General features: G+C 69.8%; 24 protein-coding genes. 8 read left to right on the forward strand and 16 right to left on the reverse strand.

Annotated elements, in window-relative coordinates; genetic code table 11:
• The first annotated feature begins 19 nt into the window (after positions 1 to 19).
• Entirely contained in the window at positions 20 to 247 is a 228-nt protein-coding gene (locus tag ACH4DZ_RS08830; protein ID WP_398286286.1) for a hypothetical protein, read from the forward strand.
• A 467-nt stretch (positions 248 to 714) separates the two neighbouring features.
• Here ACH4DZ_RS08830 and ACH4DZ_RS08835 read toward each other — a convergent pair whose 3' ends face one another.
• Complete coding sequence (locus tag ACH4DZ_RS08835) at positions 715 to 4077, reverse strand: S41 family peptidase (protein WP_398287047.1); 3363 nt, start codon at positions 4075 to 4077, stop codon at positions 715 to 717.
• Positions 4078 to 4350: 273 nt separating this feature from the next.
• On the opposite strand from ACH4DZ_RS08835, the gene ACH4DZ_RS08840 reads away from it, so the two are divergent.
• The 4 genes from ACH4DZ_RS08840 to ACH4DZ_RS08855 all read left to right on the forward strand — a co-directional run bounded on the left by ACH4DZ_RS08840 (position 4351) and on the right by ACH4DZ_RS08855 (position 7585).
• Positions 4351 to 4941 (forward strand): TetR/AcrR family transcriptional regulator, encoded by a 591-nt coding sequence (locus ACH4DZ_RS08840; RefSeq protein WP_398286287.1) that lies wholly within the window; start codon positions 4351 to 4353, stop codon positions 4939 to 4941.
• A 147-nt stretch (positions 4942 to 5088) separates the two neighbouring features.
• Positions 5089 to 5604 (forward strand): YbaK/EbsC family protein, encoded by a 516-nt coding sequence (locus ACH4DZ_RS08845; RefSeq protein ID WP_398286288.1) that lies wholly within the window; start codon positions 5089 to 5091, stop codon positions 5602 to 5604.
• Positions 5601 to 6446 (forward strand): EamA family transporter, encoded by an 846-nt coding sequence (locus ACH4DZ_RS08850; RefSeq protein WP_398286289.1) that lies wholly within the window; start codon positions 5601 to 5603, stop codon positions 6444 to 6446. Before ACH4DZ_RS08845 ends, ACH4DZ_RS08850 begins: the two co-directional genes overlap by 4 nt.
• Positions 6447 to 6586: 140 nt before the next feature.
• Positions 6587 to 7585 (forward strand): helix-turn-helix domain-containing protein, encoded by a 999-nt coding sequence (locus tag ACH4DZ_RS08855; protein WP_398286290.1) that lies wholly within the window; start codon positions 6587 to 6589, stop codon positions 7583 to 7585.
• 209 nt (positions 7586 to 7794) lie between these two features.
• Here ACH4DZ_RS08855 and ACH4DZ_RS08860 read toward each other — a convergent pair whose 3' ends face one another.
• The 4 genes from ACH4DZ_RS08860 to ACH4DZ_RS08875 are packed head-to-tail and all read right to left on the reverse strand — an operon-like array spanning position 7795 to position 11657.
• The gene (locus ACH4DZ_RS08860) at positions 7795 to 8958 is read right to left on the reverse strand and encodes a serine hydrolase domain-containing protein (protein ID WP_398287048.1); all 1164 of its coding nucleotides are present in this window, start codon (positions 8956 to 8958) and stop codon (positions 7795 to 7797) included.
• A gap of 47 nt (positions 8959 to 9005) precedes the next feature.
• Positions 9006 to 9797 carry an energy-coupling factor ABC transporter ATP-binding protein gene (locus tag ACH4DZ_RS08865; RefSeq protein ID WP_398286291.1) on the reverse strand — a complete coding sequence of 264 codons (792 nt, stop codon included), beginning with the start codon at positions 9795 to 9797 and terminating at the stop codon, positions 9006 to 9008.
• Positions 9785 to 10546 carry a cobalt ECF transporter T component CbiQ gene (gene cbiQ, locus ACH4DZ_RS08870; RefSeq protein WP_398286292.1) on the reverse strand — a complete coding sequence of 254 codons (762 nt, stop codon included), beginning with the start codon at positions 10544 to 10546 and terminating at the stop codon, positions 9785 to 9787. The genes ACH4DZ_RS08865 and cbiQ overlap by 13 nt, the downstream gene beginning before the upstream one ends.
• A 1-nt stretch (position 10547) precedes the next feature.
• A complete protein-coding gene (locus ACH4DZ_RS08875; protein ID WP_398286293.1) occupies positions 10548 to 11657 on the reverse strand; it encodes an energy-coupling factor ABC transporter permease in 1110 nt (369 codons plus the stop codon).
• A 175-nt stretch (positions 11658 to 11832) separates the two neighbouring features.
• On the opposite strand from ACH4DZ_RS08875, the gene ACH4DZ_RS08880 reads away from it, so the two are divergent.
• Positions 11833 to 12177 carry an SsgA family sporulation/cell division regulator gene (locus ACH4DZ_RS08880; RefSeq protein WP_398286294.1) on the forward strand — a complete coding sequence of 115 codons (345 nt, stop codon included), beginning with the start codon at positions 11833 to 11835 and terminating at the stop codon, positions 12175 to 12177.
• A 157-nt stretch (positions 12178 to 12334) separates the two neighbouring features.
• Here ACH4DZ_RS08880 and ACH4DZ_RS08885 read toward each other — a convergent pair whose 3' ends face one another.
• The 10 genes from ACH4DZ_RS08885 to ACH4DZ_RS08930 all read right to left on the reverse strand — a co-directional run bounded on the left by ACH4DZ_RS08885 (position 12335) and on the right by ACH4DZ_RS08930 (position 22697).
• On the reverse strand, positions 12335 to 14059 hold the full coding sequence (locus ACH4DZ_RS08885; protein ID WP_398286295.1) for a penicillin-binding transpeptidase domain-containing protein: 1725 nt from the start codon (positions 14057 to 14059) through the stop codon (positions 12335 to 12337).
• A 212-nt stretch (positions 14060 to 14271) separates the two neighbouring features.
• A complete protein-coding gene (locus tag ACH4DZ_RS08890; protein WP_398286296.1) occupies positions 14272 to 15906 on the reverse strand; it encodes a penicillin-binding transpeptidase domain-containing protein in 1635 nt (544 codons plus the stop codon).
• 169 nt (positions 15907 to 16075) lie between these two features.
• Positions 16076 to 16513 (reverse strand): nuclear transport factor 2 family protein, encoded by a 438-nt coding sequence (locus ACH4DZ_RS08895; protein ID WP_398286298.1) that lies wholly within the window; start codon positions 16511 to 16513, stop codon positions 16076 to 16078.
• 165 nt (positions 16514 to 16678) lie between these two features.
• Positions 16679 to 17812: an ATP-grasp peptide maturase system methyltransferase gene (gene tgmC, locus ACH4DZ_RS08900; protein WP_398286300.1), complete on the reverse strand. Its 1134-nt coding sequence runs from the start codon at positions 17810 to 17812 to the stop codon at positions 16679 to 16681.
• Complete coding sequence (gene tgmB / locus ACH4DZ_RS08905; protein ID WP_398286301.1) at positions 17809 to 18774, reverse strand: ATP-grasp ribosomal peptide maturase; 966 nt, start codon at positions 18772 to 18774, stop codon at positions 17809 to 17811. The genes tgmC and tgmB overlap by 4 nt, the downstream gene beginning before the upstream one ends.
• Positions 18771 to 19253: a putative ATP-grasp-modified RiPP gene (locus ACH4DZ_RS08910; protein WP_398286302.1), complete on the reverse strand. Its 483-nt coding sequence runs from the start codon at positions 19251 to 19253 to the stop codon at positions 18771 to 18773. Before ACH4DZ_RS08910 ends, tgmB begins: the two co-directional genes overlap by 4 nt.
• 150 nt (positions 19254 to 19403) lie before the next feature.
• Entirely contained in the window at positions 19404 to 20594 is a 1191-nt protein-coding gene (locus ACH4DZ_RS08915; protein WP_398286303.1) for a helix-turn-helix domain-containing protein, read from the reverse strand.
• Positions 20595 to 20707: 113 nt separating this feature from the next.
• Positions 20708 to 21349, reverse strand: a complete 642-nt coding sequence (locus ACH4DZ_RS08920) for an HAD family hydrolase (protein ID WP_398286304.1) — start codon at positions 21347 to 21349, stop codon at positions 20708 to 20710.
• A gap of 173 nt (positions 21350 to 21522) precedes the next feature.
• Positions 21523 to 21750 (reverse strand): DUF397 domain-containing protein, encoded by a 228-nt coding sequence (locus tag ACH4DZ_RS08925; RefSeq protein ID WP_398286305.1) that lies wholly within the window; start codon positions 21748 to 21750, stop codon positions 21523 to 21525.
• Positions 21747 to 22697 carry a helix-turn-helix domain-containing protein gene (locus ACH4DZ_RS08930; protein WP_398286306.1) on the reverse strand — a complete coding sequence of 317 codons (951 nt, stop codon included), beginning with the start codon at positions 22695 to 22697 and terminating at the stop codon, positions 21747 to 21749. Before ACH4DZ_RS08930 ends, ACH4DZ_RS08925 begins: the two co-directional genes overlap by 4 nt.
• A 153-nt stretch (positions 22698 to 22850) precedes the next feature.
• On the opposite strand from ACH4DZ_RS08930, the gene ACH4DZ_RS08935 reads away from it, so the two are divergent.
• Positions 22851 to 23246, forward strand: a complete 396-nt coding sequence (locus ACH4DZ_RS08935) for an ATP-binding protein (protein ID WP_398286307.1) — start codon at positions 22851 to 22853, stop codon at positions 23244 to 23246.
• 1296 nt (positions 23247 to 24542) lie between these two features.
• Positions 24543 to 24692 carry a hypothetical protein gene (locus ACH4DZ_RS08940; RefSeq protein WP_398286308.1) on the forward strand — a complete coding sequence of 50 codons (150 nt, stop codon included), beginning with the start codon at positions 24543 to 24545 and terminating at the stop codon, positions 24690 to 24692.
• 334 nt (positions 24693 to 25026) lie between these two features.
• Here ACH4DZ_RS08940 and ACH4DZ_RS08945 read toward each other — a convergent pair.
• A partial coding sequence (locus ACH4DZ_RS08945; protein WP_398286309.1) for a hypothetical protein occupies positions 25027 to 25572 on the reverse strand: 546 nt, incomplete at its 5' end.

Genomic DNA, 25572 nt, shown 5'->3' on the forward strand with positions numbered 1-25572 from the left:
AAAAACGGGAGTGAACCTCATGGCCATGAAGGACCAGTTCCAGGACAAGACCGAAGAGCTTCAGCGCAACGCGAAGCAGAAGCTCGGTGAGCGTCGTGACCAGGCGGGCGAGCGTGGGCAGCAGATGCCCGAGCGTGAGCGGCCTGCCGAGCGTGAGCGTCCGGACCGTGAGCGGCCCGAGCGTGAGCGGGCGGAGCGGCGCTCGCCCGAAGGTGCGCGGGAGCGGCTCGACAAGTTCGACGTCTGAGACGTCCGACTCGGTTGAGCTGACGCTCTGTTCGGCCTTCGGTCTTGGCCGGAATTGACGTGGGGTGCCCTCTTCTCTGGGGCGCCCCACGTTTTTTGTCGTCTGCGGGCTGGAAGTCGTCTGCGGGCCCGTTGTCGTCTGCGGGTCGGTGGGGGCTGGTCGCGCAGTTCCCCGCGCCCCTGAAAGACAAAAGATTGCGCAGTTCCCCGCGCCCCTGAGGGGTGGGGGTGCCCCGTAAGGGGCGCGGGGAACTGCGCGGTCGGCCACGACGTGCCCGCAGGTGCCAGCGGATCGGTCAGTGTCCCCGCCGGGGCGGGGGTGCCCCGTAAGGGGCGCGGGGAACTGCGCGGCCGGCCACGACGCGCCCGCAGGTGGCAGCGGATCGGCCGGCCCTCGCCGGGGTTCCGTAAGGGGCGCGGGGAACTGCGCGGTCGGCCACGACGCGCCCGCAGGTGGCAGCGAATCGGTCAGTGCCCCTGCCGGGGCGGCAGAGTGGGACGGGATCTGTCGGGGAGGTCCGTGTACAGGGGCGGCGTGGCCGCCGGGTGGAGGGTCAGCAGGTCCAGGGCCAGCCGGACCGCGTCGTCCAGCTGCGCATGCCGCCCCTCCGCCCAGTCCAGCGGCGTACGCAGAACCTCCAGGTCCGGAGCGACCCCGTGGTTCTCCACGGCCCACCCGTACGCGTCGAACCACGCCGCGTTCATCGGAACCGTGATGACCGACCCGTCCCCCAGCTCATGGCGCCCGGTCATCCCGACCACCCCGCCCCACGTGCGCTGCCCCACCACCGGCCCCAGCTTCAGCAGTTTGAAGGCCGCCGTGATCATGTCGCCGTCCGAGGAGGTCATCTCGTCGGCCAGGGCGACCACGGGCCCGCGCGGCGCGTTGGACGTGTACGACACCGGCCGCGCGTTACGGGTCAGGTCCCAGCCCATGATCGTACGGGTGAGTTTCTCGATGACCAGCTCGCTGATGTGGCCGCCCGCGTTGCCGCGTACGTCGACGATGAGGGCGGGCCGCGACACCTCCATCCGCAGATCGCGGTTGAACTGGGCCCAGCCCGAGCCGCCCATGTCGGGGATGTGCAGGTAACCGCACCGGCCGCCGCTCAACTCCCGTACCACCTCCCGGCGTTTGGCCACCCAGTCCTGATAGCGCAGCGGGCGCTCGTCGACGAGGGGGACCACCGCCACCCGGCGCGAACACCCTGCGCCCCCCGAGCCCTCCGCCGGGATGAACGTCAGCTCCACCGTCGTACCGCCCGCCCCCGCGAGCAGCGGGAACGGACCGGTGACCGGGTCCACCGGCCGCCCGTCCACCTGCGTCAGCCGCGCGCCCTCGCGGATGCCCGTACCGGCCAGCGGGGAGCGTGCCTTGGAGTCGGAGGAATCACCGGGCAGGATGCGTCTGACCACCCAGTTCCCGTCCCTGCAGACGAAGTTGGCGCCCAGCAGCCCCTGGGGCCGCTGATAGTGCGGCGGCCCTTCGCTGCGCCGCGCGGCGACCACGTACGCGTGCGAGGTGCCCAGTTCGCCCAGCACCTCGCGGAGCAGGTCCGCGAACTCGTCGGGGGAGGCGACCCGTTCGACCAGCGGCCGGTACTGGTCCAGAACACCCTGCCAGTCGATGCCGCACATGCCCGGTTCCCAGAAGTACGCGGGGATGAGGCGGCCCGCCTCGGCGTACGCCTGGCGCCACTCCGCGGCCGGGTCGGCCTCGTGCAGGATGCGGCGCAGGTCGATCCAGACGGTCGTGTCGCCGTCGCCCGGCTCGGTGGACGGGACGGCCCGCAGCTCCCCCTCGTCGACCACGACGAGACGGCTGCCGTCGCCGCTGGGCGCGAACCAGTCCAGGTGCTCGACGAGTTCGGACTTCTTCGCCTTGGCGAGGTTGAAGTACTCCAGGGTCGGCCGGCCGCTGGTGTCGTCCGGGTTCGCGAACGTCTCGCCCAGCGCCCCCGAGATCGGCCAGCGCAGCCAGACGAGTCCGCCGCCCGCGACCGGGTACAGCGCCGAGTACTTGGAGGCCGTGACCGGGAACGGCGTCACCCGGCTCTCCAGCCCCTCGGTCTCGACGGTCACCGTGCCGCCCCCCGCACCGCCCCCGTCCCCGCCTCCACCTCCGCCTCCCTCGTCGTCCAGGCCGCCGGCCGCCGGACGGCCCTCGGGGGTGAGCGCGAACGGGGACGGGGTCGCCGAGGACAGCGGTACGAGGTACGGGCGGCAGCCCAGCGGGAAGGAGAGGTCGCCGGTGTGGACGTCGTACACCGGGTCGAAGCCGCGCCAGGAGAGGAAGGCGAGGAAGCGGCCGTCGCGGGTGAAGACCGGGTTCTCGTCCTCGAAGCGGCCGTTGGTGACGTCGACGACCGTGCGGGCGCCGGGCCCCTCGATCCGCGCCAGCTTGATCTGGCGGAGCGTGCGGCCGATACCCGGATGCGACCAGGTCAGCCAGGTCCCGTCGGGGGAGAAGGCGAGGTCGCGTACGGGCCCGTTGACGGACCGGACGAGTTCCGTGACCGCGCCGGTTCCGTGCGCCTCGGCCGAACCATCTGCTCCGCCCGCCCTGTCTGTCCCGCCCGTCCCGCCCGTCCCGCCCCTCTCGCCCGTCCCGCCCTCCTCGTCCACGGTGAGCAGCAGCAGTCGGCCGTCGTGCGAGGCGATCGCGAGCCGTTCGCCCTTCGGGTCGGAGACGAGTTCCTGGACGCGGCCCAGTTTCCCGGCGGCCAGCCGACGGGGCTCGCGTGCGCCGGTCGCGCGCGGCAGATACGCGATCTCGACGGCGTCCTCGCCCTCCGCGTCGGTCACGTACGCCACCTGCCCGCCGGAACCGAGCATCTCCGGCAGCCGGACGCGGACGCCCGGGGTGTCGGCGATGGTGCGGGCCGGGCCGTCGCGGTGCGTGAGCCAGTACAGGCTGCCGCGGACGACGACCGCGCCGGCCCGGCCCGTCTCGTCCACGGAGATCCCGTCGACGTGCTGGGCGGCGGGCACCTGGTAGGGGCGGCGTCCCGCGCGCGGCCCGCCGAGCCGGACGTCGAGGCGGCGGGGCCGGGCGTCCGCGGCCAGTTCGTCGACGATCCACAGCTCGCCCGCGCACTGGTAGACGACCCGGGTGCCGTCGCTCGACGCGTGCCGGGCGTAGAAGGCGTCGTGGTCGGTGTGGCGCCGCAGCCCGGAACCGTCGTGCAGGCACGAGTACAGGTTGCCGACGCCCTCGTGGTCCGAGAGGAAGGCGATCCGGTCGCCGACGAACATCGGCGAGTCCAGATGCCCGTCGAGGTCGGCGAGGACGCGCCGCCCGTGCAGCCAGAGCCGTCCGGTGGCGCCGCCGCGGTAGCGCTTCCAGGCGGCGGGCTCGTGCGGGGGCGTACCGGTGAGGAGCAGCGTCCTGCGCTCGCCGTCGAAGTCCGCGACCGCGATGTCGGAGACCGGGCCCCAGTGGAGCTTGCCGCCGGGGCCGCCGCCGACCGGCACGCTGTAGGCCCAGGTGAAGTAGGAGAAGGGCTCGCCGTGCGAGGCGACGGCGAGGATGTCGCAGTCGCCGTCCGCGTCGGGGGGCGACCAGCCGCAGACCTGGGTGTCGGCGTTGCCCCAGTAGGTGAGCCGCCGGGCCGGTCCGCCGTCGACCGGGGCCAGCTGGATCTCCGGCGCGAGACTGCGCCAGGTCGTGTACGCGAGGTGCCGCCCGTCGGGGGAGAAGCGCGGATGGCTCACTTTGGTCCGGTCGACGGTCACCCGCCAGGCACGTCCGGGCCCGTCGAGGGGGGCCACCCAGACATCGTCCTCGGCCACGAAGCAGAGCCGGTCCCCGCTGAGATGCGGGAACCGCAGGTAGGAGGGGGAGCCGCCGGCCCGGGCCCGGGCCCCGGCCGCGTACTCGTGCCCGTTTCCGCTCCCGCTCCCGTGCCAGTTTCCGTTCCCGTTCCCGTTCTTGTTCGCGTCGCTCACCCACCCATGCTTTTCCGGTGGGCGGGGCCCGGCAACTCGTGGTTGCGAGGACGCGCGTGACCCACCACACGTACGAAACGGTTTCGTTTCGTTTACGCGCAGGGTATCTTCAGAGGAGTACGAGACAGTTTCGTTCGAGCGGAAGCGGTGAATGGGATGGCTGAGACAGCAACGACGCGTCGCAGCCGGCTCACGCCCGAGCGCGAGGCCGAGTTGTACGAGGCCGTGCTCGACCTGCTCCGGGAGGTCGGTTACGACTCCCTGACCATGGACGCCGTGGCGGCCCGCACCCGGTCCAGCAAGGCCACCCTCTACCGCCAGTGGGGCGGCAAGGCCGAACTGGTGGCCAGATCGGTCCGGCACCACAAACCGGTCGGCATCGCCAGCGTGGACACCGGCACCCTGCGGGGCGACCTCCACGCGATGATCACCCGCCAGGACGACTGCGAGATGGAGCAGAACTCCTCCCTCATGCGCGCCCTGGGTACGGCGGTCCACACGAACCCCGACCTGCTGGCCGCGCTGCGGGAGTGGCTGGTCGAACCGGAACTGGACGAGATGCGCCAGGTGGTGCGGCGTGCCGTCGACCGTGGTGAGGTCCGTGCCGACAACCCCGCGATCGACTACCTGCTGCACATGATCATCGGGTCCTTCGCAGCGCGGACGATGATCGACAACGAGCCGCCGACGCAGGCGTTCCTCTCCTCGTACATCGACGCGGTGGTCATCCCGGCCCTCGTCGCCTGACCCCACCTCCCCCGGGGAGCCAGGCGGTGGCGACCGACTTCTTCCCCTTCCCCTTGTCCTTTCTCTTCTTCTTCGCCGGCCGGTCTCGCGGCCAGTGCCGAGCAACTCGTTCGCCTGCCCGGTACACGCACCGCTAGCGTGCCGTGTATGACGACGAGCGCCACTGACGGCACCGAAGAGTCCGGAGCCCACCCCCGTTTCGCCGAGGCCGCGCGGAAGCTGGGTCTCGACGACCTGCTTCCGCGGATCCGCCGCTTTCCGGAGGCGACCCGTACCGCCGCCGAGGCCGCCGCGGCCCTGGGCTGCGAACTCAGCGAGATCTGCAAGTCGTTGATCTTCGCGGCGGACGGCGTCCCGGTCCTGGTCCTCATGGACGGCTCGTCCCGCGTGGACCTCAAACTCGTCCAGCACGCGCTGGGCGCCGAGAAGGTGACCCGGGCCAGGGCGGACCTCGTACGCGAGACGACGGGGTACGCGATCGGTGGCGTACCCCCCTTCGGACATCGCAGCAAGACCCGTGTCCTGGCCGACCGTTCACTGCTGGACCACGACCTCGTGTGGGCCGCCGCGGGCACCCCGTACTCCGTGTTCCCGATGGCCCCGAGGACACTGATCGACCACGCCGGCGGCACATTGGTGGACGTCCGGGAGCAGACCGCGTGACCCCGCTGGTCACCGCGGCCGTCCTGGTCGCGGCGGTCACCCACGCCGGCTGGAACGCGATAGCCCACCAGATCACCGACAAACTGGTCGGGTTCACGCTGATCGCGGGCGGGGGAGCGCTCATCGGGCTGGCCATGGTGCCGTTCGTGCCGTTCCCCGCCGCGGAGGCCTGGCCGTACCTGATCGCCTCGGCGGTCATCCACGTCGCGTACTACGTCCTGCTCATGCGGTCCTTCCGGCTGGGCGACTTCGGCCAGGCGTACCCCATCGCGCGCGGCACCGCGCCCCTGGTGGTCACCCTGCTTGCGGCCCTCTTCGCGCACGAGGTGCCCGACGGCTGGGCGGCGGCGGGCATCGCCGTGTCGTGCGCGGGCCTGACCGGCGTCGCGTTGTGGGGCCTGCGCGGGAGCCGGCCGAACTGGGCGGCGATCGTCGCGGCGCTGGCGACCGGCCTGACCATCGCGGCTTACACGGTCGTGGACGGCCTGGGCGTACGCGCCTCGGGCTCCTCCCTCGCCTACATCGCCTGGCTGATGGCGGTGGAGGGCGTGGTGGTCCCGGCGTACGCGTTGTACCGCTGGCGCGGCCAACTCCTCGCCGTACTACGCCCGTTCGCCGGGGTGGGCCTCCTCGGCGCCGCACTGTCCGTCGCCGCGTACGGCCTGGTCCTGTGGGCCCAGACCCGAGCGGAACTGGCCCCGGTCGCGGCCCTGCGCGAATCATCGATCATCGTCGGCGCGGCCATCGGAGCCGTCTTCTTCAAGGAACGGTTCGGTGCACCGAGGATCGCGGCGGCGGGCCTGCTGGTGGTGGGCATCGGCCTGATGCTGCACGCGGGTTAGGCCCGCCCCCGAAAGGGGCGCGGGGAACTGCGCGACCAGCCCCCACCGGCCCGCAGCCGACGCTCGACCGTCGCCCGGGGCAGCGGTGCCGACAAAGGCGCACCCACGGCGGCAGTGGACCCATGTGGTTCACTACGTGCGTGCTGCACGAATCGGTCCTGCGAACCCTGGACCTGCCGGTGGCAGACCGGTTCGAGGCGTGGACGCAGCAGTTGGGCCGCACGCACGCGCCCATGGAGCTCGCCAGCGACCGCGCGGCCGACTACCGCGGGCACCAGCGCGTGATCGGGCTCGGGGACGTGACGGTGTGGCCGGCGACCTTCGACCACCTCGTCTTCCGCCGCACCCCGAAACTCGTCCGCCGGTCCGACCCCGAGGCATTCCACCTCTCCCTGCTGCTGCGGGGCGAGGGCGAAGCCGCCTGGGGCAGACAGCAGGCCGCGTACGGGATACGCGACTTCCACATCAACTGCTCCTCGCGGTCGTACGAGATCACCACCGGCCCCGACCCGGTCACCATCGTCGGGGTCGAGATACCGCGGACGCTGGTGGCCCTGCCGACGGGCCACGCCGACCAGGCGATCGGGCGCCGGATATCGGGCCGCGAGGGCACCGGCGCGCTGCTCGCCCAGTTCCTCGTCCAACTCGCGGCCGACACCAACCCGTACCGGCCCTCGGACGCGCCCCGCCTCGGCACGGTCGTCGCCGATCTGATCACCGCGGTCTTCGCGCACGCAGTGGACGAGGACCCGCGGCTGCCGCCCGAGACGCACGACCGGACGCTGTTCCTGCGCGTCAGGGCGTTCATCCACCGGCACTTGGCGGACCCGGACCTGACCCCCGCCCGGATCGCCGCCGCGCACCACATCTCACGCAGCCACCTCTACCGCCTCTTCCAGGCCGAGAACGTCTCCGTGGCCGCGTACGTCCGCGACCGGCGCCTGGCGAACGCCCGCCGGGACCTCGCCGACCCGGCCCTGAGCGCGACACCGGTCCACGCCGTCGCCGCCCGCTGGGGCTTCCCCCGCGCCCCGGAGTTCACGCGGGCCTTCCGCACCGCCTACGGTCTCCCGCCGGGCGAGTTCCGCAGCCAGGCGCGGTCCGCGGACGCACGGGGCCGTGGACGCCCGGCCAAGTAGCTGGGGACCGACGGCCAACGACAGACGGACGCGCGCCGAGCATCCTTGTGATCACCGCGATACGAGCGGGCCCGAGGGGGGCTTCGGGACGGCTGGGCCGGAGGCGTGCCAGGATCGCGGGGGTGTCCTGGCCGCCTCCGCCACGCCGGTCGCGAGCCGCACCGAGCGTCGGCAAGGCCCGCCCGAACGCGGGACGTGACACGATCCGCCTACGCGGCCAACGCCGCCCGCAGCGCCCGTACCAACCCCTGTGCCCGCGGATCCGCCGTGACCGTCTTTCGGAAGCCGTTCGTCACGTAGGCGAAGGCGGTGCCCGACTCCGGGTCCGCGAAGCCCAGGGCGCCGCCTCGGCCCGGGTGGCCGAAGGAACCGGTGGCCAGGAACGGTGACGCCGAGCCGTGGAGCATGTAGCCGAGGCCGAAGCGGGTGTTGATCACCAGGACGCGGTCCGGGCCCGCCGACTCCTCCGTGCGGGCCGCCGCCAGGGTCGATGGAGTGAACAGGCGCGTGCCGCCGTCCACTTCGCCTATCAGGGACGCGTAGAAGCGGGCCAGCCCGTCCGCCGTCGCGATGCCGTTCGTCGCGGGGAGCGCCGCCGCCCGGTACGCCGGGTCGTTCTGGTCCGGGAACGGGGTGATCGCGGCGAAGGCCCGCCGGGTGAGGGAGGCCGGGTCCTCGTAGGCTTCCACCACCGACTGTTTCGGGCGTGCCCGCAGGCCCCCGTCGCCGGCCGGGGTCTCCACCCGCCCCACCCTGCCGACCCGGGCCGCCTCCCCGTCCGGCAGCCCGACCCACAGGTCCGCGCCCACCGGACCCGCGATCTCCCGCGCGATCCAGTCGCCGATGCCGTCACCGGTGACGCGCCGCAGCAGTTCGCCGGTCAGCCAGCCGTACGTCAGCGCGTGGTAGCCGTGGTCCGCGCCGGGCTCCCACACCGGGGCCTGGCGGGCGACCGCCTCGGCGCCCCGCAGCGGGTCCAGCGACTCCTCCGCCGTGAGCGGGTGGTCCAGGACCGGCAGCCCGGCCCGGTGCGAGAGCACGTGCCGGACCAGCAGCCGCTCCTTGCCCGCCGCCTTGAACCCGGGCCAGTACTCGCCCACCGGCGCGTCCAGGTCGAGCTGCCCGCGCTGGTGCAGGAGCAGCAGGGCCGCCGCGGCGACCCCCTTCGTCGCCGACCGCACGATCTGCGCGGTGCCGCGCGCCCACGTCTCCGTACCGTCGATGTCCTTCGTGCCCGCCCACAGGTCGACGACCTTGTGGCCGTCGCGGTACACGGCGACCGCCGCGCCCCGGTCCCCGAGCGTCTCGAAGTTCCGTACGAACGCCGCCCCGACCGGCTCGAAGCCCTCGGCCACCGAGCCGTTCACATCCACCACGTCCGTACCCCTCACGACTCGCCGCTCACGCCGCGCCGCGAGCGTCACGCGCCCATTGTCACCGAGCGCGGGTCGAAGCCGAACGGCAGCTCCAGGCGGTGCTCCCGCATCAGCGCGTCGTCCGAGAGCAGCTCGCCGGTCCTGCCGTCCGCCGCGATCACGCCGTCGCTGAGGATCAGGGCACGGGGGCACAGTTCGAGGGCGTACGGCAGATCGTGCGTGACCATGAGCACGGTCACGTCCAACGAGCGCAGGATGTCGGCGAGTTCGCGCCGCGAGGCGGGGTCGAGGTTGGACGACGGCTCGTCGAGGACGAGGATCTCCGGCTCCATCGCCAGCACGGTCGCGACGGCCACCCGGCGCCGCTGGCCGAAGGAGAGATGGTGCGGGGGGCGGTCGGCGAAGGACTCCATGCCGACCCGTTCGAGGGCCGTGCGCACCCGTGCCTCCAGCTCGGGTCCCTTCAGCCCGGCGGAGGCCGGCCCGAAGGCCACGTCCTCGCGCACGCTCGGCATGAAGAGCTGGTCGTCCGGGTCCTGGAAGACGATGCCGACCTTCCGCCGGATCTCCGCCATGTGCTTCTTGCCGACGGGCAGCCCGGCGACCGTGACCGTCCCGGCGCCGCCGGTCAGGATGCCGTTGAGGTGGAGCACGAGGGTCGTCTTGCCGGCGCCGTTCGGGCCGAGCAGGGCCACCCGCTCACCGCGGGCGACTGCGAAGTCCACACCGAAGAGGGCCTGATGCCCGTCGGGATAGGCGAAGGCCAGCCCGGCCACCTCAAGCGAGGGGGCGGGGGGCGCGGACGGGAGCGGAGGGGGCGAGGTCACAGGGTCCATCCCAGCAGACAGATGACGAGTGCGGCGCACGGCAGGGCGAAGGCGTACGACCACTGCGCGCGCGACGCGGTCACCTCGTCGATGAGCGGCATCGCACCGGTGTACCCCCGGCTGACCATGGCGAGGTGCACCCGCTCCCCACGCTCGTAGGAGCGGATGAACAGGGCGCCCGCGGACTTGGCGAGGACGCCCCAGGAGCGGAGGCCACGGGCCTCGAAGCCGCGCGACTCCCGCGCGATCCGCATCCGCCGCATCTCGGCCGCGATGATGTCCCCGTACCGGATCATGAAGGACGCGATCTGTACGAGGAGGGGTGGCAGCCGGAGCCGCTGGAGGCCCAGGAGGACTTCGCGCAGCTCGGTCGTCGAGGCGAGCAGCACGGACGCGGCGACGCCGAGGGTGCCCTTGGCCAGCACGTTCCAGGCGCCCCACAGGCCGTTCACGCTGAGGGACAGACCGAGCACGTCCACCCGCTCGCCCTGCGCCACGAAGGGCATCAGCACGGCGAAGGCCACGAACGGCACCTCGATCAGCAGCCGCTTCAGTACGAAGCCGGCGGGGACGCGGGCCGCGTACGCCACGCCGGCCAGCAGCAGCGCGTACAGCCCGAAGGCCCACATCGCCTCGCGCGGGGTCGAGACGACGACCAGTACGAAGGCGAGGACGGCGGCGAGTTTGGTGTGCGGCGGCAGACCGTGCACGGGCGAGTGTCCGTGCCGGTAGAGCCGGTGCGCGTGGCCCGCTCCCATGTCAGACGGACTCGCCGAGCTGGGAGCCCGACGTGGACGGGGCGTCGGAGGAGGGGTCCTCCGGCGTACGGCGCCTGCGGACGGCCCAGAAGACGCCCGTGCCCGCGACGACCGTGGCGCCCACGCCGATCACGCCCGCGAGGCCGCCGGAGAGCCGGCTGTTGGTGAGGCCCTCGACGCCGTAGTCGGCGAGCGGCGAGTCGGCGGCGGAGTGGTCCTCGGCCTTGGCGTCGATGCCCTTGTCGGAGGCGACCTTCTCCAGGCCGTCGGGGTTCGCCGAGGCGTAGAAGCTGACGAAGCCGGCGAGGACGAGGGAGGTGGCGAGCCCGGCCAGCCACACCCTGCGGTGGGACCGGGCGGCGACCGGGACGGGCTCGGCGGCAGGTGTGTCGACCAGTTCGCCGTTGACCCGCAGTTTCAGGGGCGTGCTCAGGCCGCGGGCCCCGTACACGAGGTCCGGGCGGACGGCGATGACGGCGCCGACCGTGAGGGCGGTGATCGCGGCCTCACCGATGCCGATGAGGACGTGGACGCCGACCATGGCGGTGAAGACCTGCCCGATCGGGACGTCCGTCGTGCCCCCGATCGCGTAGATCAGGGTGAAGGCCACGGCGGCGGCCGGGACGGAGATCACAGCGGCCACGAACGCCGAGACGGTAATGGACCGACGCTTCCTGGGCAGGAGTTTTACGAGGCCGCGGAAGACGGCGTAGGCCACGACCGTGGTGACCACCGCCATGTTCGTGATGTTCACGCCCAGCGCGGTGAGGCCGCCGTCCGCGAAGAGGATGCCCTGCATGAGGAGCACGACCGAGACGCAGAGGACCCCGGTGAAGGGGCCCACGAGTATCGCGGCGAGCGCGCCTCCGAGCAGATGTCCGCTGGTCCCGGCCGCGACCGGGAAGTTCAGCATCTGCACGGCGAAGATGAACGCGGCGACCAGTCCCGCGAGCGGGGCCGTGCGTTCCGCCCCGCTCCCGGCCTCGCTCGGCCGGGAGGTGCCCGCGAGCTCACGTCGGGCGCCGCGCAGGCTCACCGCGACAGCCGTGGCGGCCACGACTCCGGCGGCGGCGGAGACGGGCGCGTTGATGAATCCGTCGGGCACGTGCATGGAGGGCTCCGCTTCCGGGGGCAGGCCGACTGGCGATAACCGTTCGATGATAGTGGCTTAATGCGAACAGCTTGCAAGAGCGAGGTGACCTCGAATACGACTACGACTCATCTGGGAGCGCATATCGGAAAATATGCGACATTAGAGAAGGATCAGTTCAAAGAGGGAGCGATCGATGTCCGCCGTTGAGCAGTACGCGCGCGCCCACATCGTGACGGACGAGGCGCAGGATCCGCCCGCCGTGCCGGTGGCCCTTCGATACGACCCGGAGGCCGACCCCCGACGGGTGCACATCATGCTGCCCGGCCACCACGAGTGGGTTTTCGCCCGCGACCTGCTCGAACAGGGGCTACGGGCGCCGGCCGCCGCCGGTGACGTACGCATCTGGCCCTGCGGCCGGGTCCAGGCCGTCATGGAGTTCCACTCGGCGAAGGGGGTGGCGGTCGTGCAGTTCGAGGCGAAGACGCTGATCCGCTTCCTGCGCCGGACGTACACGGCCACCCCCGTGTCGTCGAACTGAACCGGCGGCCTCCCCCGGACCGGTTCAGCCGCCCCGGAGGGCAGGGGCCGTACCTCCGCAGACAGCGGCTGTACGTGGGGCTGTGGCGTACGTGGATCGACAGCGGCCGTAGGTCAGCCGGCGGCGGCCGTACGCGGTCGGCGGCGGCCTTCGTCGGTCAGCTGCCCGCCTTCAGCAGTGCCGCCACGATCGGGCCGGCCGTCTCGCCGCCGTGGCCGCCCTGCTGGACCACGCCCGCGGCGGCCAGATCGCCCTTCCAGGCCGTGAACCAGCCGTTGGGCTTCTTCTGGTTGTCGACCTCCGCGGAACCGGTCTTGGCCCCGAAGTCGGGGCCGAGCCCGGCCATGGCCTCGGCCGCCGTACCGGCAGCCGCCGTGTACCGGAGGAGTTCCTTGAGCTGGGCCTGCGTGTCGGCCGACAGCGAGCGGGACCCCTTCGCGAGCGTCCGGTCGTCGACGGTCGGAGGCACCAGATAGGGCTGGCGGAACGTGCCCGTCTTGGCCGTGGCGACGACCGACGCCATGTTCAGCGGGTTCATCCGCACCCCGCCCTGCCCGATCAGCGAGGCCGCCTTCTGGGCCTGCGACTGCACCGGCACCGAGCCGTCGAAGGTCGGCACCCCGATCGCCCAGTTGTCCATGCCGAGGCCGAAGACCTGCTGGGCCTGCTTGGTCAGGTCGTCGTCGCTCAGCTTCTTGGCCTGGCTGATGAAGGCGGTGTTGCAGGAGCGCGCGAAACTCGCCTTGAACGTGCCGCCCTTGATCTCGAACTTGTCGTCGTTCTGGAACTTCCAGCCGCCGTACGTCGAGTACTTGGGGCAGGGGTGCTCCTTGTCCACCGACGCGAGCCCCTTGTCGATGAGCAGCGAGGCCGTGACGATCTTCATCGTCGAGCCGGGGGCCAGCGAGCCCTGGAACGCGGTGTTGAAGCCGTGCCCCGAGTTCGCGACGGCCAGGATCTCGCCGGTGGACGGCTTGATCATGACCGCCGACGCCTTGGACTTGGCGGCCACCTGCTGCTCGGCGGTCGCCTGCAGGGCCGGGCTGAGCGTCGTACGGACCGTGCCCGGCGTGCCCTTGCTCAGCTCCAGCAGCGTCTTGTCGGGGTTCTTGTCGGAGGCCCCGGTCTTCTTCGTGCTGTTGCTGTCCGCGTCGCTCTTGCCGTTCTTGTCGCCCTCGGCGTCCTCGGAGCCGGCGCGGATCACCCGCAGCTCGACACCCGCCTTGCCGCCGGCCTTCTTGCCGTACTTCTCCCGCAGACCGTCCAGGACCGTCCCGAGGGAGGGGTACTTGGCGGTGGTCAGCTCGCCGCCGTCCCGGTCCAGGGCCTTCACCGGGGGCGTCCCCGCCTCGCCGGTGACCAGCTCGTCGCCGTCCTCCAGCTCCGGGTGCACGACCGCCGCATGCCAGTCGACCAGCGGTTTCCCGTCCTTGGCGCGCCGCACGACGGTGAGCTGGGACTCGTACGCGAGAGGCTTGGTCAGGGTCTTGTACGCGACCGTGCCCTTGACGGCGAACGGCACGGTGTCCTCGGAGCGCTTCTTGGCGGTGAGCGTCACATCCTCGATGTACGCCTCCTTGCCGTAGCCCGTGAGCAGGGTGCGCGCCGCCGTGGTGTCGTTCGTCGCGGCGGCGGCCTTCTCGACGTCACCGCTCTGCCAGGCCGTGAGGAAGGCGGTGGCCGTGGACTTCACCTCGGCCGCCGACAGCGGGCCGCTCTTCACGGGCTTCGCGTCGGAGGCCGAGCCCGCGTCGGCCACCGCGCCGCCGCCGTACAGGGCGTAGGCGCCGAGCCCCGCACCGCCCACGACAGCGGCGATCATCCCGCCGATGACGGCGGGCCTGGTCCTGCCACGCTCAGTCGCGCGCCTTCTGTTCCCCACGGCTTCCTGTTCCTTCGCTGCTTCCCCGACGCCCCGACCGGCCCTCTGCGAGTCCCCGCCCCTGCCGACTGTACGAGTCCCCGCACACTCCGAGTCCCCGCACGCTCCCGAGCCCCCCGCACACTCCCCGAGTCCCGGTCGGCTCCCGAGTCCCGGCCGGCTCTTCCAGAACGAGAGTCACCACCCTAGAGTCCCGGCCTGTGAGGGTGAGTTCAGCCGCCTGTCCGTAGCACAGCTGCGACAATCGGACCGGCCGCGTCCCCTCCGTGACCGCCCTCCTCCGTCATCGCCGCCGCCGCGATGTCGCCCCGGAAACCGGTGAACCAGCTGTCGGACGTCTCCTGGCCGTCGACCTCGGCGGAGCCGGTCTTGGCGCCGATGTCACCGCCGAGCCCGGACATGGCCTGCGCGCCGGTGCCGCTCGTCGCGGTGAGCCGCATCATCCCCTTCAGCTGGTCGACGGTGCCGGACGGCAGACCGCGGGCGGTGGCCAGCTGCCGGTCGTCGAGCTTCGGCGACACGAGGTAGGGCTGGCGGAACGTGCCCGTGATCGCGGTCGCGGTGACCGAGGCCATGTTCAGCGGGTTCATCTGGACCTCGCCCTGGCCGATCGCGTTGGCGGCGCGGTTCGGGCCGCCGGACGCGGGGACGCTCCCGTCGAAGGAGACGATGCCCGTCTTCCAGTCCTTGCCCAGGCCGAACCGCTCCTGGGCCTCGGTGGTGAGCGACTCGTCGGTGAGCGGGCGCTCGTCGGAGCCGTCGATGAGCTTCACGAAAGCCGTGTTGCACGAGCGCATGAAGCTGTTCGCGAGCGTGGCCTTCTCGTTGGGCTCCATGCCCGTGAGGTTCTTGAAGGTCTGGCTCTGCCAGGTCGCGGTCGGCGGACAGGGCGCCGGGCTGTTCATCGCGGTCACGCCGTTGTCGATGAGCATCGCCGCGGTGATGATCTTCATGGTGGAGCCGGGGGCGACCTTGCCCTGGAACGCCGCGTTGAAGGCGTCCCCGCGGTGGTTCGCGACCGCCAGCACCTCTCCGGTGCTGGGCTTCACGGCGACCACCGACGACTCCGCGTACCGCGTGACGGCCTTCTCCGCGGCGGCCTGCGCGCCCGCGCCGATCGTCGTACGCAGCTTGCCGGCCCTGCCCTTGGCGAGCGTCACCAGCGTGCTGTCTCCGACGCTCTCGCTCTGGTGCTGGATCGCGAGCTCGACACCGGGTATGCCGCCCGCCTTGTCGCCGTACCGCTCGCGCAGGGTGTCCAGCACGGGCCCGAGGGAGGGGTACTTGGCCTTCGTCAGGACGACGCCGTCGCGGTCCACGGCCTCGATGGGCGGGCTCGCGGCCTCGCCCGTGACGAGTGTGTCGCCGGTTTTGAGATCCGGGTGGAGAACGGACGGCTGCCAGTCGACGAGCGCCCGCCCGGTGGTCTTCCCCCGCACGACGGCCAGTTCGCCGCTGTACGTCAGCGGCTTGCTCTTCCCCTCGTACGAGACGGTGGCCGACACCTCGAACGGCACGGTCGCGCCCGTCGCCTTACCGGGCGTTATCTTCACTTTCCCGATGTGCGCCTGGCCTCCGTAGGCGATGAGCAGCTCCTTGGCGGCCAGGGCGTTGTCGGTGAGGTCCGCGGCGGTGGCGGCATCGCCCTGCTCCCAGGCCGCGAAGAACTTCCCGGAGGTCTCCGCGACCTCGTCGTCCGAGGGCGGCCCGGTCTTCTCGGCACCGGCGGACGAGGACCCTCCGTCCCCGCTGACGGCGCTCACGATGTTGTACGCGCCGTACCCCGCGCCCCCCACCAGTACGGCGAACACCCCGCCGACAATGCCGACCTTGACCCCGCTCCGCATCTCGCGTCCCCTCCCCGATCCTCCCCGTGCGCCGTTCTGAACGCGTTCAGAACGGCGTCCCTGCGTCGCACTGTATGCGGGGAGAGTGACGGATGGGGGTGCTGTTCCCCGATTGTTAGGCGCGCGGACCCGGTCGGCGGACGGCACGGGCCCTGCCCGCGCCCGCCGGTCAGGGGGTGCACGCCTCGGCGATCGCGAGACCGTCCTCGTAGAGGTGGTGCCGGGTGATCCGGCCGCCCCTGACGGTGAGGTGCAGCGCGAACGGCCCCTCGAAGGACTTCCCCGTCGCCCGCACGGTCCCCGACAGGCGCCCCGTCAGCACGGCGTCGGCGCCGTCGACGAGGAAGACGTCGACGGAGGCGCGCGCGTCCTCGGGCACGATGTGCTCCGCCAGTTCCGTGAACTGGGCGGCGCACTCGGCGGCGGTGGAGCGCGGCCGGATCCACGGCACGCCGGGATTCTCGGCGAGCATCCAGTCGACGCGCTCGGCGAAGATCCCGGCAAGCCGCCCGGTGTCCCCGGCGAGCCGGGCGGCGAGGAACTCCTCCACGACGGCGCGGGTGGCCTCCGCGGGGGCTGTGGCGGTGGCGGCGGACGTGACGGACATGACGCTCTCCTCGCTGCTGCGGCGCTGGATCACGGGGCCCTGGTGGGGGCCCCGTCGATGTGCCTGAGTGCTTGATCCTGCCGGGGGCGGGGAGAGCGGTCGATTACTCCGGGGGTAATGGGCCGACCGGGCTCAGGTCTCCCAGACGTGTAGGGCCGTCGGCTGTCAGTTCGGCAGTCGCCAACGAGGCCCTTCCGGGTGCCCCAGCCAGACGATCTGGTCCACGTCCGTGACGGTCATTCCGAATGATGTCTGGTCGGGTGACCCCGCCTCCTGCCAGGTCATCAGCGCGTCTTCAACCTGGTCCCACAGGCTCAGGGGCCCGTCTTGGTGGACGGTCCAGCCGGTTCCATGTGGTTCTGTCCAGGCCTGGGAACCGGTGGCCACGTCGAGGAGAATCACGTCGTCACCCATGCGCATCAACTCTGCCGAGGGTGCGCCGAGTTGCGCCACGAAGTGCCCGGTCCATTGGTCGAGCAGCGCGGGAGTCACGTGGACGGAACGGGTCCTGCCCGGGTGAGGGAAGAAAAGGGGGTGGGGAGGACGCTCGTGCGGACGGGCGAGCATGTACGAGACGGCGTCCTCGGTGAAGCACCCGCGCGCGACTCCCTCGTCGTCGAGGGTGAGGCGGATCATGCCGGAGGCGAGCATCCAGCCGCTTAGAGTGGTGATGATGCTGCCGCCGTCGCGGAGCTGGAACAGCCATGAGGGTGGGATGCTGCGTACGGCGCAGGTGGCAACGACGGCGTCGTACTCGGCGCCTTGCCGATGGCCTTGGAGGCCGTCGCCGGTGACGAGGTTCGGGCTGTGTCCCGCGGCACCGATGCGGTCGGCGGCGAGGGCCGCGAGACGCTCGTCGAACTCGATGGAGTAGACATTCCCGCCGCCCAGACGGTGGCACAGTACAGCAGTCGAGTAACCGGTTCCGGTGCCGATCTCCAGCACCTTGTCGCCGTCCCGCAGTCCGGCGAGCTCGATGGTCCGCATGACGAGGGAAGGCAGAGTGCTGGAGGAGGTCGGGCGCCCGGAGCGCGGGCCCGAGGCGTCACCGGCGGCGATGCCGTCCACCTGCGTGACCCAGGTGGTGTCCGAGTAGGCCAGGCGAAGCCATTCGTCCTCACCGAGATCTTCGCGGCGTGCGGGTTTCCATTGCGTTCCGTGCGGCCGATAGATCGTTGAGCCGAGGAAGAGTTCGCGGGGAACGTCCTCGACAGCGGCTCGCCATGCCACGTCCGTCAGCAGACCTTGGGCAGCGAGGGCGTCGGCGAGGTCCTTGCGGAGAGCAGCGGTGGCGGTCATGGGGTGTCCCGGTGGGGGTGCTGGAGTTCGTCGGCGATGGCTGCTGTGATGCGGCTTGTGACGGGGTCCGGGAACCAGGCGTACTGCCCGTTCGGATTGCACTCGTACCACCACCAGCGGCCGTCCGTGTCGAGTCCGAAGTCGAACGCGCCGTAGACGAGGCCGAAAGCCTGCATGTAGGTCCGTACGCCTGAGGTGACATCGGGCGGAGTGCCGATCGGCGTGTAGGTGAGGTCGTCGTAGTGGCGGCGCCAGTCAAGGCCCGGAGAGCCGTCGATGCGTACGGGAAACAGGCGGTCGCCGACAGCGGTGAGACGGATGTCGGCCCTCTTGTCCACGCACTGCTGGAACAGGTGCATGGTCTGTGCGACGCCGGCCCCGAGTGCGTCCGTCTCCACCTCCTCGACCCACACGGTGAGCGCGTGCCCGTCAGGGTCGGAGTAGTCGGTATTGTGCAGCGGCTTGTAGACCGTCGGTCCGTACTCGTCCGTGAACTGGCGAGCGCGTCCTGGATCGTTGGTGAGGAGTGTCGGGGGTACGCGGAGGCCACAGCGGGCGGCGGCGGCGAGCTGAGCGGGCTTGTACTCCGCGTCCCGGTTGCGCCAGGGGTGGTTGACGTAGTGCGCGCCCGGCAGAGCGGAGAGAAGGCCGCCCAGCCCATAGCGGGCCTGATCCATGCACCAGCGGGCGTCCTGGCCGGCCAACCCGTTGGGAGCGTTGTACGGACCAGGGCGGCGCCAGTACACCGAGCGAACCCGGTCGAGAGCCACTGCCCGGGTCGTGGTCCGTACGTCGCCGGTGAGGCCGACATCACCCACGCGCGCGTCAACGGTGACGGCAGCCGGAAAGTCGCCGGGGTCGAATCGCACGACCGGAACCGACCGACGGTTCAACTCCTCGATGACCCCATCGGCGGTCGCGTCGTCGAGCTGGGTGACGACAAGGACGGGTGACGCGTTCAATCGCTGTCTCCCTGCTGGTCCGCGCCTTCGTCGGAGGTCCCGTCCAGGCTCGTTCTCGTCTTCGTCTCCTTCGACGTCTCGGACCGCTTGTGCCGGTCCAATGCGGGAATGTCCAGTCCGTCCGGCCCCAACCACCGTCCGGTCTGCGTCTTCATGTCCAGCACCACTGTGGCCGGTACCAGAACAGCGGCGTCAGGAAACGGCCGCATCCGGGTCAGGCCGAAGGGAACGGGGATCGGTTGGTTCACGATGCTGGACTCACCCCGGGAGCGGGCGTTGGCCGCTGCCACACCCGCGCTCAGTAGTGCGGTGAGGGGCACGGGCTGGAGCGAGTCCCGGAGAGCGTCCCCTTCGCGTCCGTCGTCCATCGGGCGCAGCTGTACGTACGGGCCGACGAAGTCCATGATTCTGCCGATCGTCTGTTGCCGGGCGTCCTCGACGGTGTCGCCGAGGCACGGCTCGTACTGCGCCTTTGCCACCGGCATCCCTCCATACGCGGGCACCGTGTTCGGCGTGGGCGTGATTGCTTCAGGCATCCGTGATCCCCTCTGTCGGCCTCTGATCACAAGTCAGATGGTGAGGGCGGGCAAGAGCCACAAGTACCCCGGCGAGGGGCGGTCGACTGCTCGTCAGACAGCCGAGCACCACTGTGCGAAGTGTGTGAGGCTCTCCGATTCGGCACGCTTCAACCTGCGCAGCGTGGCGGCGTCCTCACGGACCCACGGGTGTTCGCGGGTGTGCTGAGGGGCGATCCGGCGTGCGACCTTCAGCGATTCGAAGGCGGGGTCCGCGAGTCCTGACCACAGCTGGGCGCGCGCCAGTTCGATGTGGAAGCCGGAGCGCCGCTCGGCCGGGAGGTCGGTTGACGGCTGCCATCCCCGGGCGAGTGTGAGGGCACGCCCCACGTGGTCGGCCCCGAGGCCGACCGCGACGGACACCTCGTGGACGCGGACGGAGTGGGGTCCGAACGCGGTGCCGTAGTAGACACCCTCGGCCGTCCGGTCCGCGAGAGCGTGAGCTTCGGCGAGGTGGATCTGTGCGGCGGTGGCGTCACGTGCCCGGCCGGCGATGACAGCGGCCCGCATGTGGAGGGCACCCTTCGCCGCTTTCTCGGATGCCGTGTTGGGGACGGGTGCGCTGTCGATGGCCTGTTCCAGGGTGCGAAGCCCCGTGGCATGGGCGCGAGCCGCGAAGAACGTCTCCGTCCGTACGTAGGCCACGGCGGCGGTGAGCAGCGGATCTTCGGCCTCGGGCACGATCCACCGCATGAGTTCGACCAGCCGGGCGGACAGGTCGAGGGCGCCGAACTTGTAGGCCACGGCGTCCGCCGAGCGGTAGGCACCGACCAGGAGTTCGGCCAGTTCACGCCGCTCGTGGGCAGAGGCCGCGTGGTAGGCGCGGGCGAGTTCGGTGAGCAGGTCGGGCAGCTCACGGGCCATGCGCGTGTACTGGGCGGCGAGGCGCCAGTGGACGGCTTCGGCGACTGTTGCGCGCAGCTCGTGCAGGGGACGCACCGGGCCGTCTTCCGGGATGTCATAGGCGGCCAGTGCGGCGGACAGCGCGGGCAGTGCGTCGTGGACGGCGGTATGTGTTGAACGTCGGTCGGTGCGGAGCAGGGCTGGGTCGACGCCGAGAGCGACCGCGACGGCTTCAAGGGTCGCGTCGCTCACGCCACGTTCACCGCGCTCGATCTTGCGAATGGTGCCGAGGGCCACCCGGGCCGTGTCGGCGAGTCGCTGCTGCGTCATCTTCGGGTGCACGACGCTGCGGTAGTAGGCGATACGCCGGCCTACTCCACCGTGAGCGGACGGTGTGGACATACGGGCTCCGTTCGGTACGCCTGGTCCGGACGGTACTCATATCTGCACGTGGCGCGTGTGCGAACAGCCAAGCAAGTCCCGGGCGGGTCCGAGGCCTTCTGTGCCGCCAGTCGTCAGCTCGCGATGATCGACGTGAGTTGGGTGAGGCTGTCGATCCGCCAGTCCGCCGCCGCCACCAACTCCGGTTCGTCCGCCCACAGGTGTCCCCAGGGCCCGCGGCGGATGTGTGCCGCCCGCAGCCCGGCTGTCTTCGCCGGGAAGATGTCGTTGGCCGGGTGATCGCCGACGTACACCGTCTCTTCCGGCGCGGCCTGCGCCACCTCCAGCACGCGCTCGAAGAACTCCGGCTGTGGCTTGGCCACACCCCAGTCGCCCGACGTCACGATCAGGTCCGCGGGCAGGCCCAGTGCGCGGAGCAGTTCGCCCGCACGAGAAGTCTGGTTACCGGCGATGACCACACGGATCCCGAGCCTGCGAAGCTCGGACAGCGCGGGGCGGACGTCATCGTAGAGATCGGCTTCGTCGAGCATCTCCCCACGACCTGCGGCCTCGCGCGCCCGGTACTCGGCGGAGAGATCGATCCCAGGCCTGGCCAGACGAACGGCATCGGCATTGTCCCGACCCTGGGCGACGACGGCACCGACGAGGGCGGAGAGAGTATGGCGAGGAATATCGAGCCAGTCGGCCCAGGAGTTCCAGTGACGGTCGTCGCGGGTGATGGTCTCGCCTACGTCAAGGACGATGGTGGCAATCACCCGGGGAGCCTACGGCTTTCCGGCGGGGGGTCCACCGACGGCTCCTGCATGGCCTTCGGCCTCAGGAAGGGCTTTGGTCATGCCCTGCCGGACACACAACAACGTCCCCCGCCGGACGTCTGTCGGCAGGGGACGCCTCGCGCGCTGTGGTCCCGGAGCGCGCACTCAGACCCTTAGCCCTGACCGAATTGGTCTAGTTGCCCCGACTTGGCGGCGGCGATCAGCGCCGCGACCTCACCGGGCGAGTAGACCAGGGCCGGACCTTGCGGCGCCTTACTCTGCCGGACGGCAGTTCGTCCGTCGCCCAGGGCTGCGAACTCGAAGCAGTTTCCGTCGCCGGTCGAGATGGACTGCCACTCGACGTCAAGCGTCGATGAATCCGGTATGACGTGCTCATTCATTGCGCTACTACCCCTTGCTGGTAGTGGTTCCTGTGTTTCTCGATCAGCTCAAGTGACTCGGGGGCGCTGGGTGCTTCCGAGTTGAGACGCCTGAATACCCTGCTGTATTCCTGCACGTCGTGAACGTCTTCGAGGATTCTGTTACGCGTCAATCCATCAAGAAAAACGACGTCCGGTTCCCAGCGGACTGGGAATTGGAGGATCACGAACGGTTGGATCAGAGCCGCATGCAGCGGATGCTTTTCTGGCAGCACTTGCAAGTTGATCGAGGGGTTTTGCTCGCACGCTTTCAGCACGTGGTCGAGCTGTGCCGCCATGACGTCCGGCCCGCCGATCACATGCCTTAGAACGCTTTCGCTGATGATGCCCCAGAACACAAGTGGTTCCGCGCGTGTCAACACAGTCTGTCGCCGTTCGCGGATCAATAGGCGCGCGTCGCGTTGTGCCTCCGTGAGTCCCGGCATGTGCTGCGAAAGGACGGTCGCGGCATAGTCGTACGTCTGCAGGAGTCCGGGAAGGAGGACGGGCTCTGCGTTGTACAGCTCTGCCGCATCCTGTTCCAGCCCTACGTAGTCCGCGTATTGGGCGGACACAGTCGACCTCAGGCGGACTTCCCAGCCATCGCGGGACGCTGTCCGGCGACGCACTTCGCACAGGTGTGAGCGCCACGAACGGTTATCGATCTTGTACCTGTCAAGCAGCGTCAACAGGTCCGGCTCCGACACACCGGACCAACCGGTTTCGATGCGGGACAGTTTGGCTTTCGACCATCCCAACTCCCGTGCGACGGCTTCCAGGCTGCCGTGTCCTGCCTCCTCGCGCATGTCGCGGAGGACATGAGCCAACCGGACCTGACGCGCCGTAGGTTCCTTGCGCGCTCCCACTTGCACCTCCCCTAACCCTCGCTGGCCTGCGTGTATTTGACAGTGCGCACGCCAGCGAACCATGCCCCGCGGCCTAGTTGACACCCCCTCATCCGAGCGAACCTGCGGTGGAAGGTTGCACGTCTACCTCCGAAAGGTGCAACATTCCACGTAGTGCCGCAGTGTGATCGAAGCGGCACCCTCCGTACTCGCACGCCCTATGGGGGATGAGCAGCCGTGCCCAAAGCTGTAACTCGTCATCAGTATCCCACCGGCCCGGAGTCGGTAGCTCTTGCGCGTAAGGACTGCCAAGACTTCATTTCTCAGTGGTCGGATTCTGCCGCTTACGTTTCTGTGAGCGATGATTTAACGCTCATCGCAAGCGAGTTGGTGACCAATGCGATTCAACACGCACCCAACAACGGGCCTGTAAGTGTTGTAGTCGAGCGCTACGGCGACACCTTCCGCATCGAGGTGCGGGACGAAGGGTGCGGAAATCCGGAAGTCCGGCCGTCGTCTGAAACATCGGAACGTGGCAGGGGCCTATTCCTGGTAGAGGTCATGTCGAGTTGTTGGGGGGTGGAAAAGGGAGTGCTGGGGGTGACCGTCTGGGCGGAGGTGAGAATGAAATAAGGCGCTACCTGTTACATCGCAGGACCCTGTCGGGCAAACCTCTATTTCTCCAGAGGCGGTACTCGATGTGGCAGAGGTCGGGGTAGCCCCCTGCGCAATTCGTGAGCCTCCGCACGCGCCCAACCTAGTGCGTACTCATCTGGGCGCGTGCGTCAGCAAACCCCGTACCGGCGCCGCATGCCGAAACCGGGGAGTGTCCGCAGTTAGCAAGGAGCTACGAGCAGTGAATGAGTCTATCCGTACGGCGCTGGCCGGCGCGGGCGTCGTTCTGGCGCTACTGGTGCTTTGGCGCTTGTGCCGCCCTGGTCCTGGTCGACGGCGCGCGCAGACAGTCATGAGAGCACATGTCCCTCAAGCGCCCCTCGCATGGCCGGATGCGCCGGACCCGTACAGGGTGCGTTGGGTTCGATGGTCCAGGCACGCGAGAGTCAGGCCTGTGCCACCCCTCGCGCCAGAGGTCGACATGTGGTCAGTAGGCACAGGTGCGAACGGCAAGGCGGTATGGCGCAGATGGGAAGCACTGCATGGCCTCGCCGAACCAGCCGGATTGGTGCGGTCGTACGTGACCGACCGGGTAGCAAGCAAGGAGCACGTATGAACGCCGGCCTTGTGGCAGCTCTCCGGCCCCCCCAGTGCCTTGCCTGGACAAGGTGGCTCGGCCACTCCGTCCCCATCCACGACGAACAGGGTCGCGCCGGTTGCTCTATGAACGGACCCGCTGGGACGTGCATCGAGGGGCGGCTCCTACATGGTGACTATCGCCTGTCGGTAGTCACCACTCCCCAGGCGCAAGGCAAGAGCAAGTAGTACGCCCCGATGGCTGCCGCTTCCGGAGGCACCGCAGTAGCCAGGCGGACTCGCGTTCCCCTTGACGCTGGGCAGCGAAAGACCCCGCAAGGAACTCCCTAGCGCTCGCCCCCTCCGTGTTCGTGCCGAGGGGGGCGATGCCCGTGGGGTCGTCTCAGAGCAGTTTGGAGGCAGCTAGGAAGTGCGTCGCCGGAAGCCGAGTCGCTCGGCGTCTCAGTCGACAGGCTGGTCTACGAGACACCCATGTCGGCCTGACCGAGAGCGTCAGGGCCGTGGACGTCTGCGTCCACATCATGCCCATCACCCTCTGGTCACTCAGCTATGAGTGGCCCATTGACCAGCCCGCCGTCTGAGAGGAAAGATCGAAGTGAGCAACAATACCGCCATCGGCCGCGACGCCACGGAGCGCTACCGCACGGAGCGTCGCGAGGCTGGTGAAAGCCGTGGAGCTTTCGAGACCGAGATCAAGCGACTCGGGGGACTCCCCGCGTGGAAACTGCGATCCGTCGCGACACCGCGCCCTCTCAGGTCGCCGAACTTCTCGGCATCGCGAGCGCTGACCAGACCGTGATCCGCGCCAGGCACATGTATGACGGGGACCGCCTGGTCCAGCTCGCCGACTCGTTACGTCCCCGTTGACGTAGCAGAGGCGGCAAACATCGAGAACCCTGACCCGGCTCTTGGCGGCATGATCAGCCGCATGCGCGACGCGGGATACGAGCAGACCGAAGCGACTGAGGAGATCACGCTGTAAGCGGCGACCTCGGTTGAAGCAGAGGCGTTCGAGGTCGAGGTCGGCAGCAACCTTATTCAGATCACGTACACCGGTTACACAAAGACCGGGCGCGCTGTTGAGGTCACCGTGCACCGTCCCAGCCCTGGTTGGGTTCTGCGCTACAGCCCGCCCCTCAGTTAATCCCCGCGCACAGCGGCGGCCCGCATGGAACAGTGCGGGCCGCCGCTATGTGTGTATTCACTCCTCCTCGGGCGTATCCGATTCCGGGCGCGGATGGTATTTGTCCCAGACCTTGGCGGCTGCAAGTCCCGCCTGCTGAGCAACTGGCAACGCGCCGCTACCCATTAGAGCCATTACTTCTGCCGTGGTCGGCAAGATGATCAGGGCTTGCAGGCAAAGTGCGAACACGGTGATTTGAACCCATGTGATCCAGAGTCGACGTGCTATCGCAGGGGGGAATCCCTGCAATGACTGTTCGAAACTTGACAGCGCTTCTTCAATCTCATGGACGGTTTCGTCCGATAGATTGTCTAGCGCGACTTCGTTGCCAGCGTCGTGGCTGGCGAGCCCTTGCAGGGTTGTGTCAACGAGGTTCAGTATTGGCTGCTCAAAGTGCTGATCCAGGAGTGGCGACACTGCTTGCATCTCTCGGAGCCAGGACTGGCCAACCGCTGCTTGGAAGTTACGAAGAGTGCTCCGACTAACGGATATCTGAGCTGCTACTTCAGCGAGGGTGGCGATGGATCCTGACTCGACGAGTTGTTCGCGGGTCTGTGCTGCCAT

It is taken from the genome of Streptomyces sp. NPDC017991, from assembly GCF_044328075.1.
GTDB lineage: Bacteria > Actinomycetota > Actinomycetes > Streptomycetales > Streptomycetaceae > Streptomyces.

Bases quoted from the DNA above. Each gene is read 5' to 3' on its own strand.
- ACH4DZ_RS08830 (WP_398286286.1), top strand. From the start codon at position 20: ATGGCCATGAAGGACCAGTTCCAGGACAAGACCGAAGAGCTTCAGCGC.
- ACH4DZ_RS08840 (WP_398286287.1), top strand. From the start codon at position 4,351: ATGGCTGAGACAGCAACGACGCGTCGCAGCCGGCTCACGCCCGAGCGC.
- ACH4DZ_RS08845 (WP_398286288.1), top strand. From the start codon at position 5,089: ATGACGACGAGCGCCACTGACGGCACCGAAGAGTCCGGAGCCCACCCC.
- ACH4DZ_RS08865 (WP_398286291.1), bottom strand. From the start codon at position 9,797: ATGGACCCTGTGACCTCGCCCCCTCCGCTCCCGTCCGCGCCCCCCGCC.
- cbiQ (WP_398286292.1), bottom strand. From the start codon at position 10,546: ATGGGAGCGGGCCACGCGCACCGGCTCTACCGGCACGGACACTCGCCC.
- ACH4DZ_RS08875 (WP_398286293.1), bottom strand. From the start codon at position 11,657: ATGCACGTGCCCGACGGATTCATCAACGCGCCCGTCTCCGCCGCCGCC.
- ACH4DZ_RS08880 (WP_398286294.1), top strand. From the start codon at position 11,833: ATGTCCGCCGTTGAGCAGTACGCGCGCGCCCACATCGTGACGGACGAG.
- ACH4DZ_RS08890 (WP_398286296.1), bottom strand. From the start codon at position 15,906: ATGCGGAGCGGGGTCAAGGTCGGCATTGTCGGCGGGGTGTTCGCCGTA.
- ACH4DZ_RS08895 (WP_398286298.1), bottom strand. From the start codon at position 16,513: ATGTCCGTCACGTCCGCCGCCACCGCCACAGCCCCCGCGGAGGCCACC.
- tgmC (WP_398286300.1), bottom strand. From the start codon at position 17,812: ATGACCGCCACCGCTGCTCTCCGCAAGGACCTCGCCGACGCCCTCGCT.
- ACH4DZ_RS08915 (WP_398286303.1), bottom strand. From the start codon at position 20,594: ATGTCCACACCGTCCGCTCACGGTGGAGTAGGCCGGCGTATCGCCTAC.
- ACH4DZ_RS08925 (WP_398286305.1), bottom strand. From the start codon at position 21,750: ATGAATGAGCACGTCATACCGGATTCATCGACGCTTGACGTCGAGTGG.
- ACH4DZ_RS08930 (WP_398286306.1), bottom strand. From the start codon at position 22,697: ATGGTTCGCTGGCGTGCGCACTGTCAAATACACGCAGGCCAGCGAGGG.